Origin of the sequence: Streptococcus cuniculi, assembly GCF_001921845.1 — a bacterium.
In the GTDB taxonomy this organism is placed as follows: Bacteria; Bacillota; Bacilli; order Lactobacillales; family Streptococcaceae; genus Streptococcus; species Streptococcus cuniculi.
Genome location: NZ_MSJM01000005.1, coordinates 115,323 through 131,972, shown reverse-complemented (window position 1 = coordinate 131,972; position 16,650 = coordinate 115,323). Strand labels below are relative to the sequence as shown.

Sequence of the window (16,650 nt, the reverse complement as noted above, 5' to 3'; positions counted from 1 at the left end):
CTCCTTTAGCTCAATCTTTTAAAAAAAGACACGTAAAATATCGTTCCAGGTAACCGCAATCATGAGGATAACCATGACAGCAACACCTGCTAGGGTAATGTAGGATTCGGTTTCTTGTTTCAGCGGTTTTCTACGAATAGCTTCGATGATGTTGATAACGATTTTTCCACCGTCAAGGGCTGGAATCGGAATCAGGTTAAAAATTCCCAAGTTAATAGACAACATGGCAAGGAGACGCAAGACAGAGCCCCAGCCATTATCGGCTGCCTGTGAGCTGATTTGGTAAATGGCAACTGGTCCACCTAATTTATTCAAATCAAATTGGGCAATGATATTTTTTAGAGCCTTCACAATCAATAGACTGGTAGATACGGTCTCTTTCAATCCACCGACCACTTTATCCGCAAAGCCTGTCTTCAAGATGGGTGAAACACCTAGGTAATAATGACCATCCTGCTCTTTTGTCGTCACATCGAGGGTCTTTTTCTGCCCCTCATGACTGATTTCAACAGATAGGGTTGGAGCTATTTTGGCACCTTGGCTCGCTTTTTCAATCGCCTGAGCAATCGCATCGTAGTCACGGACCTTTTCACCATTGATGGCAAGAATCTGATCGCCTGTCACGACACCAGCCTGCTGAATCGCACCACCATCTGTCACCGTTACGTGGTTGCTGGCATAATCTGGCACTCCTCCTTGTAGAAAGAAAAAGAGAACAAAAGCGACAAAGCCCAAGATGAAATTATTCATTGGACCTGCAAAATTCGTGATGAGTCGTCCCCAGACCGAGGCATTTTGATACTGGACATCCAGCGGTGCAATGCGAACCTCCGTACCATCTTCTTCGACAATGGTCGCATCGTGGTCAACGGGGAAGGTCTTGCTTTCTTCCAAGACTAAACCTGTGATTTCCAGTTTTTCCTCAAAATCATAGGCTGTCACATTCATCGGAAGGCTGGTATTATCTAAGACCTTATTGGACAGATTGATTCGTGTGACCACTCCTTCTGCATTGACACTAAGAGAAACAGGAGTCCCTGTCTTAATCTCTGTCTTGTCTTCACCCCAGCCAGCCATGCGCACATAGCCACCCAAGGGCAGAATCCGAATCGTATAAGCCGTGCCATCTTTGCCAATATGAGCAAAGATTTTCGGTCCCATCCCAATCGCAAATTCCCGCACGAGAATCCCTGATTTCTTGGCAAAGTAGAAATGCCCGAATTCATGGACCACAACAATCACGCCAAAAATAAAAATAAATGCTAAAATTCCCTTCATCATTCCTCCCTAGAATAACCCAAAAAAGTGCATGATAGGAAAGACAAAAATCAAACTATCAAAACGGTCTAAAATGCCACCGTGTCCCGGAATCACTTTTCCTGAATCCTTGACCCCAAAGCAGCGCTTAATGGCACTTTCCACCAAATCCCCAAACTGGGCAAAGATGGAAAAGAGAACCACCAAGAGCAACATAGTGACAAGTGAATACCCCGATGCCACTCCCTTATCTACCAAGATAAAGATAGCAGATACTACAAGAGCAGAAACAATCCCACCGAGGCTCCCTTCCAACGTCTTATTCGGTGACACCTTGGGCATGAGCTTGCGCCTTCCGATGCGGCTACCAATCATGTAGGCTCCAATATCTGTCGCCCAGACGATAAATAGAGCAAAGAGAACCTTATCTAGTCCGTCCATTCGCGCCAAAATCAAATGATGAAAGCCAATGCCGACATAAAAGCTAGAAGCAATGGGAAAGGCCACTTCGGAGTAAGAATAGTGCTGAAGATTAAAAACAGTTGACCCCAATAAGCAAAATACCACAATGGCATAGGCTGTGTAATTCCCATCCGTCGGCAGGAAGGTCAGATAGTTCTCCAAGGGCAAGGTCAAGACCAAACTCCCCAACATGGCCAACATGCCCTCGATGGAATTGGGCAATAAACCGTGCATTTTGATGAGTTCAGCAGTCGCTATCATGGCGAGAAGACCAATAAACAGTTGAAAAGGCACTCCGCCTTTTAGTAAGAAAGGGATAAAGATGGCCAGAGCCACTCCCCCAAAAATCACTCGTTTCTGTAAATCCTTTGACATCATTTCTCCCTCTTAGATACCACCGAAACGTCTGTGGCGTCTATTGTATTCTTTTATCGCTTCATGAAGCGCTTTTTCATCAAAATCTGGCCAGGCAATATCGGTAAAATAAAGCTCACTATAGGCTGTTTGCCACGGCAAAAAGTTGCTCAACCGCAATTCACCACTGGTCCGAATGACCAAGTCTGGATCGCGTAGACTAGCCGGTAATTTATTGGTATAAAGATAATCAGCAATCAACTGCTCATCAATCTCCCCAGGATTGAACTTAGAATCCAACACTGCTTGAGCAATCTCTCTTACCGCATGGGTCATCTCATCACGCCCCCCATAGTTCAAGGCAAAGTTTAAAATCAAGCCTGTATTGTGCTTGGTCTTTTGCATGGCATTTGCCATAGCGGTTTTCGTTGCTTCTGGCAAGCGTGAATGTTCACCAATCATCTGGATTTTCACATTGTTGGCATGCAAGTCAGGCACATATTTGTCATAAAATTCAACGGGCAAGTTCATGATGAACGTCACTTCTTTTTCTGGACGGGTCCAATTTTCAGTCGAGAAGGCATAGACAGTCAAAACCTTCACACCCATATTAGAAGCTGCTTTGGTAATTTTTTGCAAGGCATCCATACCTGCCTTGTGCCCCATGACACGCGGCTGCAGGCGTTTTTTAGCCCAGCGACCATTCCCATCCATGATGATGGCGATGTGCTTTGGTACCTGAATAGCTGTTTCAATGATTTCTTTTTTCTTAAACGGAAAGCGGAACATGTTTTATCCTCACATTATAATCATTTCATTATACCATATTTTACTAAAAATGCGAAAGTGCAAGGGTTTCTGCCTGTCAGCTCAAATGCCACCTTCCCTAGCAAAAATAAAAAAACTGGACATGAGCCCAGCTTCCTGTGAATGCTTATTCTTCTGTCACAGCAGTGTCTTCCACTACTGGTTCTTCAACAACTGTTGCAACAGCTGTTGCTTGGTTCACACGGCCACGGATAGCCGAACGTTCAAATGTCAAATAGACACCATCCACATCTAAAACGACTTTTTGTTCGTTGATTTCATCCACAATTCCATACAAGCCACCGATGGTAATAATCTCATCACCCTTTTGAATTTGGTTCAAGACTTCCATCCGATTTTTTTGTTGCTTGCGCTGTGAAAAAATCATAAACCCTAACATTGCCACCATCAATAGTGGAAACAAAAATGGACCCATAGTATCACTCCTTTTTTAATATAATTTATTATAACAAAAGATTCTCCAAAAGAAAAGCCACCTGATGAGATGGCTTTCATTAAGGAGATAATATTGAAAAAGTTGAAAGGTGATCCAATTAGTAGGAGGTTTTTATTGGATGGTCTTAGTATAACCCGCAAAACTTAAACAAGGCTTAAAGGAATTCTCTTTTTTCATTTTCGGAATATTTAGCGGGATTGTCAGAAATAAACCTCAATCCGACACAACCCTTAATTGACCTAAAATAGCAAATAGTTTTTCTTGGGCTTCTTCTAAAGTGAAGCTGGTTTCTAGCAGCCAATAGCTGACAAAGGCTGTCACACCACCTGAAAAAATATGCAGATAGGAGATGTCAGGGGTCGTCATCAGCGTCTGACTGCCTTCTATGGTGGCAGAAAGAAGCATCTTATGAAAGGCAGCAGAAAAGGCAGCTGGCTGACTGGTCAATAGGCGATACATCACAAAACGATGTTGCTCCACTGCTCGGAGGATATTGTCCAAAAACAAGCGACCTTCAGCTGCGGAGATATGTGCCAAATCTTTGACGAGGGGCTTACAAGCCTGCTCAATTGATAGAAGAATATCGTTTAGCAGATTGTCATAAAGGTGCTCTTTCGTCTCATAATGCTGGTAAAAGGCATTTCGAGATACCTGAGCCAAGCTGCATATTTCCTTGACCGAAATTTTACTGATTTCTTTGCTTTGTAGCAACTCTAAAAAGGCGTTTTGGAGTGCTTTTTCTGTTTTTTGAAAACGTAAATCCTGTTTCAAAGTGACAGTCCTTTCTCTTATGTCTTTTAAGTGACAGATTGCCCAATAGTGTCAATTGACGAATCTAAATGACAGTTGTACTATATAAACTATAACAGAAAGAAAACAAGAAGGCAATCGGCACATCGTCTGATAAATTTCTATGCTAGTGCAAAGATTTTGATACGGATGGCCATGTCTAGAATGGAAAGGTTAGTGTAACAAAGATGAACAAACAAATGAAGATTGTCCTACAAATGGTGTCAGGCTATGGAGGTGAATTTAAGACTTGGCGCTTGCCTGAAGCCAAAGCAGACGCCTATACGGATATGGACCTCTATGTGGAAATGGCGCAGTTAGCCGAAAAAGGAAAGCTCCACGCCCTGTTTATGGCAGATACCCCTGCTCTGGTCAATGACCTGACACAGGATACGCCCATGCATTCCATGGACCCGCTGATAGCCATGACTTCTGTTGCGAGAGCCACCAAGCATATCGGATTAGTCGGAACCTTTTCAACGACCTTTAACGAGCCCTATAATCTCGCTCGTCACCTCAAGGCATTGGATGTGGTCAGCCATGGACGTGTCGGCTGGAATGCCGTCACCACTTCGACACCAGCAACAGCGGCAAATTTCGGGACACATCTAAAATCAACCCACGAGCGATATGGCAGAGCACATGAGATGATTGAAGCTGTCCAAGGGCTGTGGGGTTCTTGGGGAGAAGGGGCCTACCTCCACGACAAGGAGTCTGGGCAATTTGCAGATATGCGTCACATCAAGCCTGTCAATTACGAGGGAGAGTATATTCAAACCAAGGGTCCTCTTCCAATCCCGCCGTCTGAACAAGGACAGCCCCCGATTTTTCAAGCGGGCCCTAGCCCAGAGGGCATTCGACTAGCAGGACGTTTTGCTTCTGGTGTCTATGCTAATCCCTTTACCATTGAAGAAGCCCGTGAATATCGCAATATATTGCGCGAAAGCGCGATGGCGCACGGACGTTCTGCCGACGACATCAACGTCTTTACAGGTTTTATGTTCACCATCGCAGACAGTAAAGAAGAAGCCCTCGCTCGGCGCAGGACTGTCCTAGAATATGACAAGGAAGAATTAGCACACCGCCTGTCCTATCTTGGGGCCATGGTTGGCTTGAATTTCCAAGGCATTGACCCGTATCAACCGCTTCCTGAAAGCTGGCTCAAACTCGCTCGGGTCAATCTGCACGATCCTCGCTCCCCGCGTGCTCTAGAAGTGTTAAAAGAAGGATATTCTCCTATTGATACGCTGGCACACGGAGTGATTAACTATCACCCAGTAGTTGTCGGAACAACCAAGGATGTGGCCGACTTCTTACAAGAATGGTTTGAAGCAGGGGCAACTGACGGCTTTTCCATCGTTCCAGACTTGGCACACGATGGCGTTCGTGCCTTCGTTGAGCAAGTAGTGCCGATCCTTCAAGAGCGCGGCCTGTTCCATACCGATTACGAAGGGTCAACTCTGCGCGACCATCTCGGCGTTCCTCATCAATACGGCATTCGACACGAAAACTAGTAAAGACAGAAACAAAACATGAACACCTATAATGAATTGAATAAAGGTTAGGACATCGTTAAATCGCTTTGATGAACGTCAGTTCTATCTGCAGCTCCTTGCCTTGTCCTATTCCTTGCTCAATCCACTATAAAAACCAGAAGCTCGTCCACATATGAACTTCTGGTTTTTATGTTTAATATCGTTCCGTCCGTAAGGCAAAAAGCTGGGAGTGGGACAGAAATCGGTAACTCGCAAGAGTTCGATTTCGTAGACCTCGCTTTCTAATTTTTAGGCTCGGGTATCAACAGTCACTCCCCTGACTGTTGATATCCGCAAGTTGACTAGCTTTCACAATCAAGAATTGTGGAAGGTTGGAAATAAGGCTAGCGAACAATTCTTCGCTAGCCTCTTCTAATAGAATGTTGATTTATCAACGTTTTACTAACCAGACAACTACTGCGTCAACCTGTTAAAGCTATGAAACGTAACGAAGTAAGGGACTTTTATCCCAGCCTCATCTCTAGACTACCCCCATCTGGCTGGGACACACTGATACGCAGTCTTCCTATTTCCAACCTAAAAAGGTACACTGCACCTTATCAAGCAGTGAGGTTGCTACCGCAACCTCTTATCTCCCGCCTAAAACAACCCACTCTGGCAGGGACACACTGCTACGCAATGTTCCTATTTCCAACCTAAAAAGGTGCACAACTCCTTATCAAGCAGTAAGGTTGCTACCGCAACCTCTTATTTCCAGATTAAAAAGGTCCCCCGGACTTCATTAAGAAGAGAATTCGCTCCCGCGAATTTCTATCTCCAACTTAAAAAGGTCCCCCGGACCTTATCAAGCAGTGAGGTTGCTACCGCAACCTCTTATTTCCCGCCTAAAACAACCCGTCTGACTGGGACACACTGCTACGCAGTGTTCCTATTTCCAGATTAAAACGAGGCAGAAGGCAGGGACCCTTTGCTATGCAAAGCTCCCATCTCCCGATTGAAATAGTCCACTGGACTATTTCAACCCCATACACTTTCCAAGATGTTGGTTTGTTCGCGGCCTGGGCCTACGGAGAAGGTTGAGATGCGGACGCCGACGAGTTCGCTGACGCGACGGACGTAGTTGCGCGCATTCTCTGGGAGTTCTTCTAGGCTACGAACGCCTGTAATATCCTCAGACCAGCCTGGTAATTCTTCGTAGATTGGTTTGCAACGTTTGAGTTCTTCAAGGCTTGCTGGGTAGTGGTCAATGCGTTTGCCGTCTAAATCGTAAGCCACGCAGATTTTCACCGTTTCAAGCCCTGAAAGGACATCAATTGAGTTCAAGGAAAGATTGGTAATTCCTGATACGCGGCGGCTATGGCGCATCACAACCGAGTCAAACCAACCGACACGGCGCGGACGGCCTGTGGTTGTCCCATATTCATGCCCCACTTCACGGATACGGTCTCCCACTTCGTCAAAGAGTTCTGTTGGGAATGGACCATCTCCGACACGGCTAGTATAGGCTTTACATACCCCGACCACCTTGTCAATCTTACTTGGACCAACACCTGAACCGATCGTTACCCCACCTGCAACCGGGTTTGAGGAGGTGACAAACGGATAGGTTCCTTGGTCGATATCGAGCATGACCCCTTGCGCTCCCTCAAAAAGGACGCGTTTACCTTGGTCCAAAGCATCGTTTAAAATCACAGAGGTGTCTGTCACATATTGCTTGATTTGTTGACCATATTCGTAGTATTCTTCAAAAATCTCCTCAAATGAAATCGCTGTGCTATCGTACAATTTCTCAAACAGGCGATTTTTCTCTGCCAAATTACGCTCTAAGCGCTCTTTGAAAATCTCGCGGTCAAGAAGGTCTGCAATGCGGATTCCCACACGCGCAGCCTTGTCCATGTAGGCAGGGCCGATTCCTTTAATGGTCGTTCCGATTTTGTTATCACCTTTTGCCTCTTCTTGCAATTGGTCCAGTTTGATATGATACGGCAAAATCACATGGGCACGGTCTGAAATCCGAAGATTATCGGTCGTCACGCCTTCTTCATGCAGGTAATTCAATTCTTTGACCAAGGATTTCGGGTTGACCACCATCCCATTTCCGATCACCGAAATCTTTTCTGGGAAGAAAATCCCTGATGGAATCAAGTGCAATTTGTATTTTTTTCCGTCAATCACGATGGTATGACCTGCATTGTCACCACCTTGGTAACGTGCAATCACTTCTGCATTGGCAGACAAGAAGTCTGTGATTTTTCCTTTACCTTCGTCCCCCCATTGGGTTCCTACAACAACAACTGATGTCATATCTTTACTTATTTACAGCAGGGCAAGCCTGCTTCCTTTCTTCACGCACGGCAGGACTCTCACCTGCAAGTTTTTCTTACAACTCATTATAGCTGATTTTGGCAATTTTTTCAAGATGAGACCAAGGATTGTCCGTGAAATCTCTTTATCCGTCTTGAAAAACACCCCTCATTTTTGCAAAAGCTGAACAATCCAGCAAAACAAACATCCCAGCTAAAAAACTGGGATGTCTAAATTTTATCAAAAGAAATCTTTTTAGGATGAATGAGAGACGATTTCTCCTAGCTCGTAAAAACGGCAGGGCTAATTTACATCTGTTGGCGATAGGCCTTGGGGGATTTGCCACAGAGTTTGCGAAAAACTTTGTAGAAATAGCCTACATTGCTGTAGCCGACAGCGTAGCAAATATCCTCAATACTGTTATTGGTGGCAAGCAGGAGCTGTTGAGCTGCTTTGATTCGCTGCTTGTTTAGAAGCTCAGCAAAGGTTGAATTTGTCTCTTTCTTAATCAACTGACCGAGGTAGACAGGATTGATAAAGAGTTGCGCGCTGATGTCCTTGAGCGAAATTTCCTGACGATAATGAGAACTGATTAACTCAAGAACATTGGCTACATTTTCGTTCAGACGATGCTGGCTAAAGAGATGGGTAATCTCCTTGCGCATACACTGGGATAGCTCGTCAAAGGTCTTACTACTTTCCAAATTCTTGATGATTTGCGTCATATCATCTGGCTTTAAATGTTCAAAAAGATGAAACACATCCATCACAAACTGGATAAAGAGTTGCTTGGTCGTGGACACACGAGGCGTTGTTTTAAGGACAATCTCTTCTAACAAACCGAGTTCTTCCAGAATTTGCTGCAAGTTCCCTTGGATAATGACCCGATACATCGGTTCATAGTAGCGAAACACGCTGGAATTGGGCTGCAAGGCTACGTTTCCATAAAAGAAATAGGTTTCTAATTCCTTGGTAAATTCTTGAAAGGATGACACATAGGGAGCTGTAAAAGGTCTCGCAAGAAGAACATCCCCTTCGTGTTCCGTCAAGAAGAGAAAGCCTGACTGCCCCAATACCGTAAAGGGCACGGCATGCTCTCCCTGCTCTGTTCTTGCTGCCGCAAGTAAGACCCTAGGCTTGTCCTGCAGGACCTCTTTAAATTCTTCTTCTGTCGTGTCTTCTCGCAATAAAGGCAGAGCCGTTTTTTCTTTGGAGGCAAAGGTGTGAGCAATCCTGCCCAATAACTGCCCTAATTCCACCTTGTCCACCGGCTTGACCAGATAATCAGCTACCTGCAAATTGAGGGCTGTCTTGACGTATTCGAACTCCTTATAGCCTGATAAGATGATATAAGCAGCATGAGGCAATTGTTCCCTCATCTGGCGCACCATTTCAAGACCATTGATCCCTGGCATATTGACGTCTGTAATGATGACATCTACTGGGTGCCCTGCGATATAGGTGAGGGCTTCTGTGGCACTACTAGCACCGTAGACAACTTCCATATCATACTGGTGAAAAGGGATTAATTTTTTTAAGCCAGCAATCACCATGTACTCATCATCGACAAGTAAAACCTTGTACATATCTTCCTCTTTCTAACTCTCTGACATGACCAAAAAGGCAATCGTTAGGCGGATTCTTCCTGACGAATGAAGATGCGGTAGGTCACACCCAAGCCTTCTTCAGAATGCAGTTGAATCTCATAGCGGTCCCCGAAAAAGAGGACAAAACGTTCGTGCACATTGACAATCCCAATAGAGCGCTGTTCTGCATTGTGGACAAATCTGCGTTGCTGCAAAGTGGCTTGAAGCCGCTTCAAAACCTCTTCTGTCATCCCTTTGCCATTGTCACGAATCAATATTTCAATACCACCATTTCGCTGAAAAACCTTGACACTAATGGCATTATTATAGCGGTCATGCTCGATACCGTGGGCAAAATAATTTTCAACCAGGGGCTGGATACTGAACTTGGGAATGCGAAAAGTCCTTAATTCCGGAGCTATTTTGTAATCATAAGCGACGGATTTTGGATAACGCATCATACAAAGATAGCTGTATTTCCTGCAAAATTCCAATTCCTGCTCCAAGGTCGTCGTTTTTTCATCTGAAATATTGTTGCGCAAGAGACTGCTAAATTCATAGATAATATCTGCTAGCTCATCTTGATCATGCACAACGGCATACATGCGGATAAATTCCAGCGTATTGTACATAAAATGCGGGTTGATTTGAGCTTGTAGGGCGCGCAAATTGGCATCTTTCTGACTAAGCTGTAACTGGTAGATGTCGTGCAGATTCTGGTTGAGATTGTCCAACATCTGGTTAGTATTATCCGCAATCAGCAGCAACTCTCGCTCCTTGGTCTCCACATTGATGCGTCTAACGCTATCCCCTTGGGAAATCACCTGCATGGTCTCGACAATATCGCTGACCTGTACTTGGTAATTTTTAAAGACCCGTTTTAAAAGGAGATAGAGAATCCCTGATAACACAAGGCTGGTCCCCACAATCCCCAGCGTCTCCACAAAATTCGAGCGAAACAGATAGCCTTTTGGCAGGGCAATATCCACCCTGTAATCATGAGCCGTCTCCCTGCTCAACCATTCACTAACTTCCATGGTTTGGTTTTCCGTGAGAATCATCATTACTTGCTCGTAGGGAGAGGTGATGCGGATAATCAGCGGAATAGTCGTGTTTTCTGCTAACCTCCGAAAAACTTCTTCATTGACCGTCACATAGGCTGTACCGATTACTTGCTCAGACAATTTGTCATACATCAAGATGGGAAAAGCCTGCGGATCGGGTGTAAAGGATTCTGCTTCAATCTGGCGACCACTTTTTCGCTGGCGACTCGAAACAAAGACCGTCTTATAATCATTTAAAGCGATGGCAATTCCTTCAATCGCTTCATTTTGCATATAGATCGTGAGGATATTGCGGTGGATAGAAGGATCAATCCCTCGTGGTGCATCTGTATTCAAGAGCCAGGAAACATATTCTGACGGGCTAAGAGAAAAATACTTATACAAGCCTTCCAATTGAATCGCGCTCTGGGTCAAGGACTCAACGACCTGAGTCGAACGACGATAATAGTACTCTACCTCGTCTGACATGCGACCAGATACATGATGAACCACTCGCTGGGCTTCTTGATCTTTTATGTGCCAGTTGGAATAGGCCAGTAGGCAAGCGATAAAAAGCATGATGACAATCATTACAGAGGCATAGATGCGCAAAAGAGAATTTAACCAAAATCGTTTCATTCTACTATCCTATATTCTATCTGATTTTATCCTGCAAGCCTTGATAGATTGGCTCTAGTATATCACTCGCATAAAAATGCCAAGCTCCCACCAACAAGAAAAATCCTACTGCTGGAAAATGATAGCCTAGCCACACCAACAAGGCCGTCCCAATGAGCAATTTTATCAAGGCCATAATGCTGATAAAGAGCCCGATAAAGGACAATTTGAGACTGATCAGATAGGACATCTCAAAGTAGACCTGTAATTTCAAGTAAATCGGGTAGGCTAACAAGACAAAGAGCGCTAAAAGGACTTGCACAAAGATAACCATGACCATCAAGATAGACGGCGGAAGCTGAACGACTAGATAAAGTCCGTAGACCAGTCCCATTTCTAACAGAAAGAGAGAGTAAAAGACTAGATTACTGCGCTTGAGGTTCGACCGAAACAAGGTCCAAGCCTCCGACCATGTGTAGCTACGATAGTCATACCCGTGTGCTGCAACTAAGGACATAACCGTCGCACCAGCAGGCGCAAAGCCACCTACAAGCCCACCGCACACCGTCAACAGAAAAAAGATTCCTGAAACCAGTAGCGCAAGATACACTTTTTGAAAGACAAACTCAATCACTTTCCCCATCTCAAACCTCCCCTATAAAACGTTTTCATATACTAAGTATACCATATTTTCAGTAGGAAATACACAGCTAGAACATAGCTAGCCTCATCTCCCTTTGGAACTATAGGAACCTATGACTGAATGGTCACAACCACCTGCGAACAGGCACCTAGTTGCGCTCCTTTTTCTCCCACTAAATCTAATGTGAAATAAAGCGGTCCCTTTCCTTGAGGTTGGGGCTGTGTTTTCACCAGTATCTGGCCTTCACACTCACCTACTTCAAACATCTGCACACCAGCTACCGATGTATCATAATCGCCCTGAACCGCAGAACCTGGATTATTTTCCAAGTATACTTCTGATCGTTGGTCACTTGCCCCAATCCGTCTTACGACTAAAGAGACGGTTTCTCCCGCAGCTAGGCTGTAGTGGCTCTGGTCAAATTCGATATAGCTGCCATCAGCATACACCAACAAGTAGACATAGGGCAGGTCTTTTTCTTCTAGGCGCACACCGATCGTATGCGAACTGGTGTCCGACAAAGGCCAGTCAAACAGAGCCTGACATCCTTCTGAAATCGCATCATAATCAAGAGCTTCCATCGCCTGACCATCTAGCACAAGATCTAGCGAGCCCTTAGACAAACCAGCTTCTCCCATGAGTCTCACATGGCAACCTTGCACTTCTAGCTGACGCAGTTGCCCATCACAGAGTTCTCCGAGCACTAGAGGAATCTTCGTAATCCTTGAGGAAGTATTGGTCGTCACTTGAAAATCAGGAGCAGCTTGGTATAGGCCGACGCGACTGAGCATGGGATTTCCCCTTTCTGTCTTGATCCAAATCCTAACAAATCGCGCCTTGGTTCCATGCTGGACAATCAGGCGCTTGGCACCAATCGTCCTTCCTTGCTCCACCAAGTGCCAGTCTGCCTGATTCAGACTAACTTCTACTTGATACTGGCAAATCTTCTGTCCCTCTTGGATGGCTTCTTCTATGGATACAACATCAAATGAGGTCAGCCCTCCCAACTCCAGAGTGAGCCTAGCCTCTGTCACACCTTCTTCAGGAGACCAGTAGGTCAAGGGATTGTCATCTAGTAGGTTCTCTACCCCCTGCTGATGAGAGACGTCCGTATGCAAGGCCGCACCTTGCGCTAGATTGGTCGCAAAGGTCGTTTCTAGGGCACGTCCAAACTCGCTGACCCGATCGAGAATGTCCTGATCCACCTTGCCTTGATCATTCAAGGGAATATTTAGCAACAAGGTTGCACCATGACCGACGGAGCGTAGGTAGATTTCGGTCAACTCAGACAAGGTTTTCGGGCGTTTTTTATCTGGACCCCAAAACCAGCCCGAGGTCATTCTGGCATCTGCTTCAGGCACGGTCCAAACATCACCAGTTGGGTAGCCTTGGCTATAATGGTTGCGCATATTGGTATCAATATCGACTGCGACTCCCTCGTCATTATAGATGAGGCGCGCAGGCGCCCACGTTGTTTCATGGGCAAAACCAGATTCATTTCCAATCCAGCGAACCGTGGTATAGGGACCTGCGCCAAATAAGAGGGCATCGGTCTCATAACCTGCTTGTCTGCCTTGATAGCGCTGAATCGTCTCAATCCACTGGTCTAGCTGATAGCGCTGGGCAGCAGCTCCTGTTCCTTTTGCACCGTCCAGCCAGATTTCGGTAAAGCGACCATTACAGCCATAGCGAGGATTGCTCAAAATTTCCTCTAATTGCTGCATATAAAAGGCATTATAGTCAGCAGCGTCTAGTTGCTCGACTTCTTCCCATGTCCGACCCAAAAGCGGAACACCGTCCTCACCCACCAAGGGATTGCCATCCTGATCATAGTAGCCATAACTTTTCTCGTGAATATCCCAGGGAGAAAGATAGAGCCCCATCGCTAGACCATATTTAGTCGCTGCTGCGGAAATATCTGCTAGGACATCCCCTTGGCCATTTTGATAATCGGTATGACCAATCTCATAGTCTGTAAAACGACTGCGCCAGATGGCAAAGCCGTCATGATGCTTAGCGGTGACAATCACCTTTTTAAAACCTGCCGCTTGCAAGGTCGCCATCAAGGGCTCTACATCTACTTTCTCTTTTAGCGGAAAGACCTCCTTGGCTGACATGTCTCCGTAGTGCTCACCCCATTCCACATTGTGAAAGGTATTGGGACCAAAATGGATAAAAGCCGCCAACTCTTCCTTGTGGTATTGAAACTGTGCAGCGTTTGGTATCAAGCTGTTCATCTGCATTCCTCTTCTGTCGGTTTTCTTGAACGAAAAAGTGAGGAGAAACCGGCTCACAAGCAGTTCGATTTCTTCTCACTCATCATTTATGTGCGGTCACAAGACCTATTGTAGCATCTTATTTTTTTGCACTCAAGAATTCATCATATTGTTTTTGCAATTCCTTCAACACTTTTTCATAAGCGCCTTCTGATTTGAGTTTTTCCATGAGTTTTGGAATTTCAACATCAGGGTCTACTGTACCTGTATTGATAGCAGCTGCGTATTGTTTCATTGTATTTGTCACAGCAGTCAATTCAGATTTAACAGGCTCTGTATTGAAGTTAAAACCAAGGGCAGGAGATTCTTGTGCTTCTTCAAGGATTTTCTTAGATTCTGCAATTTGTTCATCTGTTACATTTTCATTTAGATAAAGCAACCAGTTATTTCCTGTGTTCCAACCAGACATGTGGGTATTTCCATTATAGCCTTCCAAAACTTTCACACGGTCAGTCCCCGCTACTTTTTCCCAGTTTTCGCCTTCTGGACCATATACAAGCCCGTTCAATAATTCCTTGTCAGTATTTAACAAGGTCAAGATTTCCATGGCTTTTTCTTTGTTTTTGGAGGTATTTGAAATAATAAAGTTGGCAACTTGTGTGGTTTGATTTTTCTTAATAAACTGTGTCAATGGGTTGATGATAATCTTACGATTTGCAACACGAGTCAATAGGCTGTCACCATAGTCTGCTGGTCCTGCAGTTTCTTCGCGGGCAAACCAAGTATCTTCCCCTAATCCATAAGAAGTATCACTAGTAGCTGCATCTTGTGGAATATAGCCTGCCTTGTAGTATTGATGCAAGGTTTTTAGATGTGCTTTAAAGCGATCTACTTCATAACGGTTGACAACCTTTGTAGTATCCCCTTTGAGGTCGATGACAAATGGCAATTCATTAGACATCGGATAGTCAAAATCTTCTGATGGTACAAAGTTTTTACCAATCGCAAATGGTGTGGTTTCTGGAGCTTTTTCTTTAATAGCTTTCAAAACAGGCTCGAGTCCTTCATAGCTATTGATGCCACTAACATCAATTCCATATTTTTCTACCATTGGACCGTTAAACGCTAGATGTTGAGCAGAAGTCACATTCGCGCTGACTGGTACGGCGTAAATCTTTCCGTTCACCATATTTCCTTTAATATAGGCTGGATCAAGTGAATCGTAAAGGGCTTTTCCTTCTTTTTGATAGAGTTCTGTTAAGTCAGCATACCCACCTTTTTGCGCATTGATGACATAATTTTGTGCAAAAGCAATATCAAAGTTTTCACCAGACTGAACCATTACATTCATCTTATCAGCGTATTCACCCCAACCAATATATTGAATGTCTAATTTTGCACCTGTTTTTTCACTAATAATCTTATTGGCATTTTCCAGCAATTGATCCAGATTATCTGGCTTATCCCCAATTTGATACATCTTAATGACGGTCTTGCCATCATCTGACGTAGCTTGCTTGCTATTGTCTCCTTTCAAACTACCACAAGCTGCTAAACTAGCTACAGCTACTGCACTTGCTGATAAAACAGCATATTTTTGCCATTTCTTCATGGTCTTTCTCCTTTTTTATTTTTTGACATATTGAGTAATGAAACGCCAAGCGTTTCTGGACACCTGAAACTTTTCTTATTCCTTTACACCTCCTATTGTCAATCCTTTCACAAAGTAACGTTGGAAAAATGGATAGATACAAGCAATCGGCAAGGTAGCAATGACGACCATCGCCATCCGGGCAGATTCTTTTGGTATGCTACTGTTCAGAGCAGCAAACTGGGTACCTAGGCCAGCATTCTTTGAGAGATATTCTATATTCGCCTGAATTTTCATCAGCAAATATTGGAGAGGAACCAAGTTCTCACTCTTAATATAAAGAAGTGCGTTAAACCAATCATTCCAAAATGCTAAGGCAGTAAATAGACTGATCGTTGCAATACCAGGTAGGACGAGCGGTAGACAAATCTGGAAAAATATTCTTGCTTCACTCGCCCCATCAATCCGGGCAGATTCAATAATTGACTCTGAGATTGTCTTTTTAATAAAGGTTCTCATCACCATGATATTAAAAGGGCTGAGCAACATTGGCAAAATCAAGGCTAAGACCGTATCCCCTAAGCCAAGTAGGCTCGTCATGACAATATAGCTTGGCACAATCCCTGCACTAAAGAGCATGCTCAACATGGCAAAGAGAGTGAAGAAACGTCTGAACCGGAAGTTCTTTCGTGAAATCGCATAGGCATAGGTTGTTGTAAAAAAGACATTCAAGGTTGTCCCTACAACTGTCACAAACATGGTAATAAAGAGAGATTGAAATAACTTGTCCTTTAATTGAATAAGAAATTCATATCCTGCTATACTAAACTTGGACGGCCAAAATTGAAAGCCATCAATCACTAACCTTGTTTCATCTGTTACGGAAATAATGATGACAAAAAAGAAGGGGAGGACACAGGACAAGGCAAAGAGGGCAACGATGATATTGAAGAAAAGGTCTGCTTTCTTACTGAAGGAATGGATGCCAACTTTGTCAATTTTTTCTTTGGAAATCGTTGATTTCATA

At 44.4% G+C, this 16,650-nt stretch carries 13 protein-coding genes; 1 reads left to right on the top strand and 12 read right to left on the bottom strand.

Features of this window, described 5'->3' with window-relative positions:
- Positions 1-18: 18 nt before the first annotated feature.
- The 5 genes from rseP to BU202_RS06655 all read right to left on the bottom strand — a co-directional run bounded on the left by rseP (position 19) and on the right by BU202_RS06655 (position 4,108).
- Positions 19-1,278: an RIP metalloprotease RseP gene (rseP, locus tag BU202_RS06675; RefSeq protein ID WP_075105019.1), complete on the bottom strand. Its 1,260-nt coding sequence runs from the start codon at positions 1,276-1,278 to the stop codon at positions 19-21.
- Between the two features lie 9 nt (positions 1,279-1,287).
- On the bottom strand, positions 1,288-2,094 hold the full coding sequence (locus tag BU202_RS06670; protein ID WP_075105018.1) for a phosphatidate cytidylyltransferase: 807 nt from the start codon (positions 2,092-2,094) through the stop codon (positions 1,288-1,290).
- A gap of 12 nt (positions 2,095-2,106) precedes the next feature.
- Positions 2,107-2,862, bottom strand: coding sequence for an isoprenyl transferase (locus BU202_RS06665; protein ID WP_075105017.1), 756 nt, complete (start codon positions 2,860-2,862; stop codon positions 2,107-2,109).
- 145 nt (positions 2,863-3,007) lie between these two features.
- On the bottom strand, positions 3,008-3,316 hold the full coding sequence (yajC, locus tag BU202_RS06660; protein WP_075105016.1) for a preprotein translocase subunit YajC: 309 nt from the start codon (positions 3,314-3,316) through the stop codon (positions 3,008-3,010).
- Positions 3,317-3,550: 234 nt separating this feature from the next.
- Entirely contained in the window at positions 3,551-4,108 is a 558-nt protein-coding gene (locus BU202_RS06655) for a TetR/AcrR family transcriptional regulator (RefSeq protein ID WP_075105015.1), read from the bottom strand.
- A gap of 206 nt (positions 4,109-4,314) precedes the next feature.
- On the opposite strand from BU202_RS06655, the gene BU202_RS06650 reads away from it, so the two are divergent.
- Positions 4,315-5,640, top strand: coding sequence for an NtaA/DmoA family FMN-dependent monooxygenase (locus BU202_RS06650; protein WP_075105014.1), 1,326 nt, complete (start codon positions 4,315-4,317; stop codon positions 5,638-5,640).
- Positions 5,641-6,639: 999 nt separating this feature from the next.
- On the opposite strand, the gene BU202_RS06645 is transcribed toward BU202_RS06650, so the two are convergent.
- The 7 genes from BU202_RS06645 to BU202_RS06615 all read right to left on the bottom strand — a co-directional run bounded on the left by BU202_RS06645 (position 6,640) and on the right by BU202_RS06615 (position 16,649).
- Positions 6,640-7,926, bottom strand: a complete 1,287-nt coding sequence (locus BU202_RS06645) for an adenylosuccinate synthase (RefSeq protein ID WP_075105013.1) — start codon at positions 7,924-7,926, stop codon at positions 6,640-6,642.
- Positions 7,927-8,234: 308 nt separating this feature from the next.
- On the bottom strand, positions 8,235-9,512 hold the full coding sequence (locus tag BU202_RS06640) for a response regulator transcription factor (RefSeq protein ID WP_075105012.1): 1,278 nt from the start codon (positions 9,510-9,512) through the stop codon (positions 8,235-8,237).
- 44 nt (positions 9,513-9,556) lie between these two features.
- Positions 9,557-11,194: a sensor histidine kinase gene (locus tag BU202_RS06635; RefSeq protein WP_075105011.1), complete on the bottom strand. Its 1,638-nt coding sequence runs from the start codon at positions 11,192-11,194 to the stop codon at positions 9,557-9,559.
- 16 nt (positions 11,195-11,210) lie between these two features.
- Positions 11,211-11,816, bottom strand: a complete 606-nt coding sequence (locus BU202_RS06630; RefSeq protein ID WP_075105010.1) for a DUF624 domain-containing protein — start codon at positions 11,814-11,816, stop codon at positions 11,211-11,213.
- 110 nt (positions 11,817-11,926) lie between these two features.
- Positions 11,927-14,053, bottom strand: a complete 2,127-nt coding sequence (locus BU202_RS06625) for an alpha-L-fucosidase (protein ID WP_075105009.1) — start codon at positions 14,051-14,053, stop codon at positions 11,927-11,929.
- Positions 14,054-14,171: 118 nt separating this feature from the next.
- Positions 14,172-15,644 (bottom strand): ABC transporter substrate-binding protein, encoded by a 1,473-nt coding sequence (locus tag BU202_RS06620; RefSeq protein WP_075105008.1) that lies wholly within the window; start codon positions 15,642-15,644, stop codon positions 14,172-14,174.
- 75 nt (positions 15,645-15,719) lie between these two features.
- Positions 15,720-16,649: a carbohydrate ABC transporter permease gene (locus BU202_RS06615; protein ID WP_075105007.1), complete on the bottom strand. Its 930-nt coding sequence runs from the start codon at positions 16,647-16,649 to the stop codon at positions 15,720-15,722.
- Position 16,650 lies beyond the last annotated feature (1 nt).

What these genes read in the sequence shown, in the direction of transcription:
- BU202_RS06645 (WP_075105013.1), bottom strand. Translation starts at nt 7,926, where the DNA reads ATGACATCAGTTGTTGTTGTAGGAACCCAATGGGGGGACGAAGGTAAA.
- BU202_RS06635 (WP_075105011.1), bottom strand. Translation starts at nt 11,194, where the DNA reads ATGAAACGATTTTGGTTAAATTCTCTTTTGCGCATCTATGCCTCTGTA.
- BU202_RS06625 (WP_075105009.1), bottom strand. Translation starts at nt 14,053, where the DNA reads ATGAACAGCTTGATACCAAACGCTGCACAGTTTCAATACCACAAGGAA.
- yajC (WP_075105016.1), bottom strand. Translation starts at nt 3,316, where the DNA reads ATGGGTCCATTTTTGTTTCCACTATTGATGGTGGCAATGTTAGGGTTT.
- BU202_RS06615 (WP_075105007.1), bottom strand. Translation starts at nt 16,649, where the DNA reads ATGAAATCAACGATTTCCAAAGAAAAAATTGACAAAGTTGGCATCCAT.
- BU202_RS06630 (WP_075105010.1), bottom strand. Translation starts at nt 11,816, where the DNA reads ATGGGGAAAGTGATTGAGTTTGTCTTTCAAAAAGTGTATCTTGCGCTA.
- BU202_RS06670 (WP_075105018.1), bottom strand. Translation starts at nt 2,094, where the DNA reads ATGTCAAAGGATTTACAGAAACGAGTGATTTTTGGGGGAGTGGCTCTG.
- BU202_RS06665 (WP_075105017.1), bottom strand. Translation starts at nt 2,862, where the DNA reads ATGTTCCGCTTTCCGTTTAAGAAAAAAGAAATCATTGAAACAGCTATT.
- BU202_RS06650 (WP_075105014.1), top strand. Translation starts at nt 4,315, where the DNA reads ATGAACAAACAAATGAAGATTGTCCTACAAATGGTGTCAGGCTATGGA.
- BU202_RS06620 (WP_075105008.1), bottom strand. Translation starts at nt 15,644, where the DNA reads ATGAAGAAATGGCAAAAATATGCTGTTTTATCAGCAAGTGCAGTAGCT.
- rseP (WP_075105019.1), bottom strand. Translation starts at nt 1,278, where the DNA reads ATGAAGGGAATTTTAGCATTTATTTTTATTTTTGGCGTGATTGTTGTG.
- BU202_RS06640 (WP_075105012.1), bottom strand. Translation starts at nt 9,512, where the DNA reads ATGTACAAGGTTTTACTTGTCGATGATGAGTACATGGTGATTGCTGGC.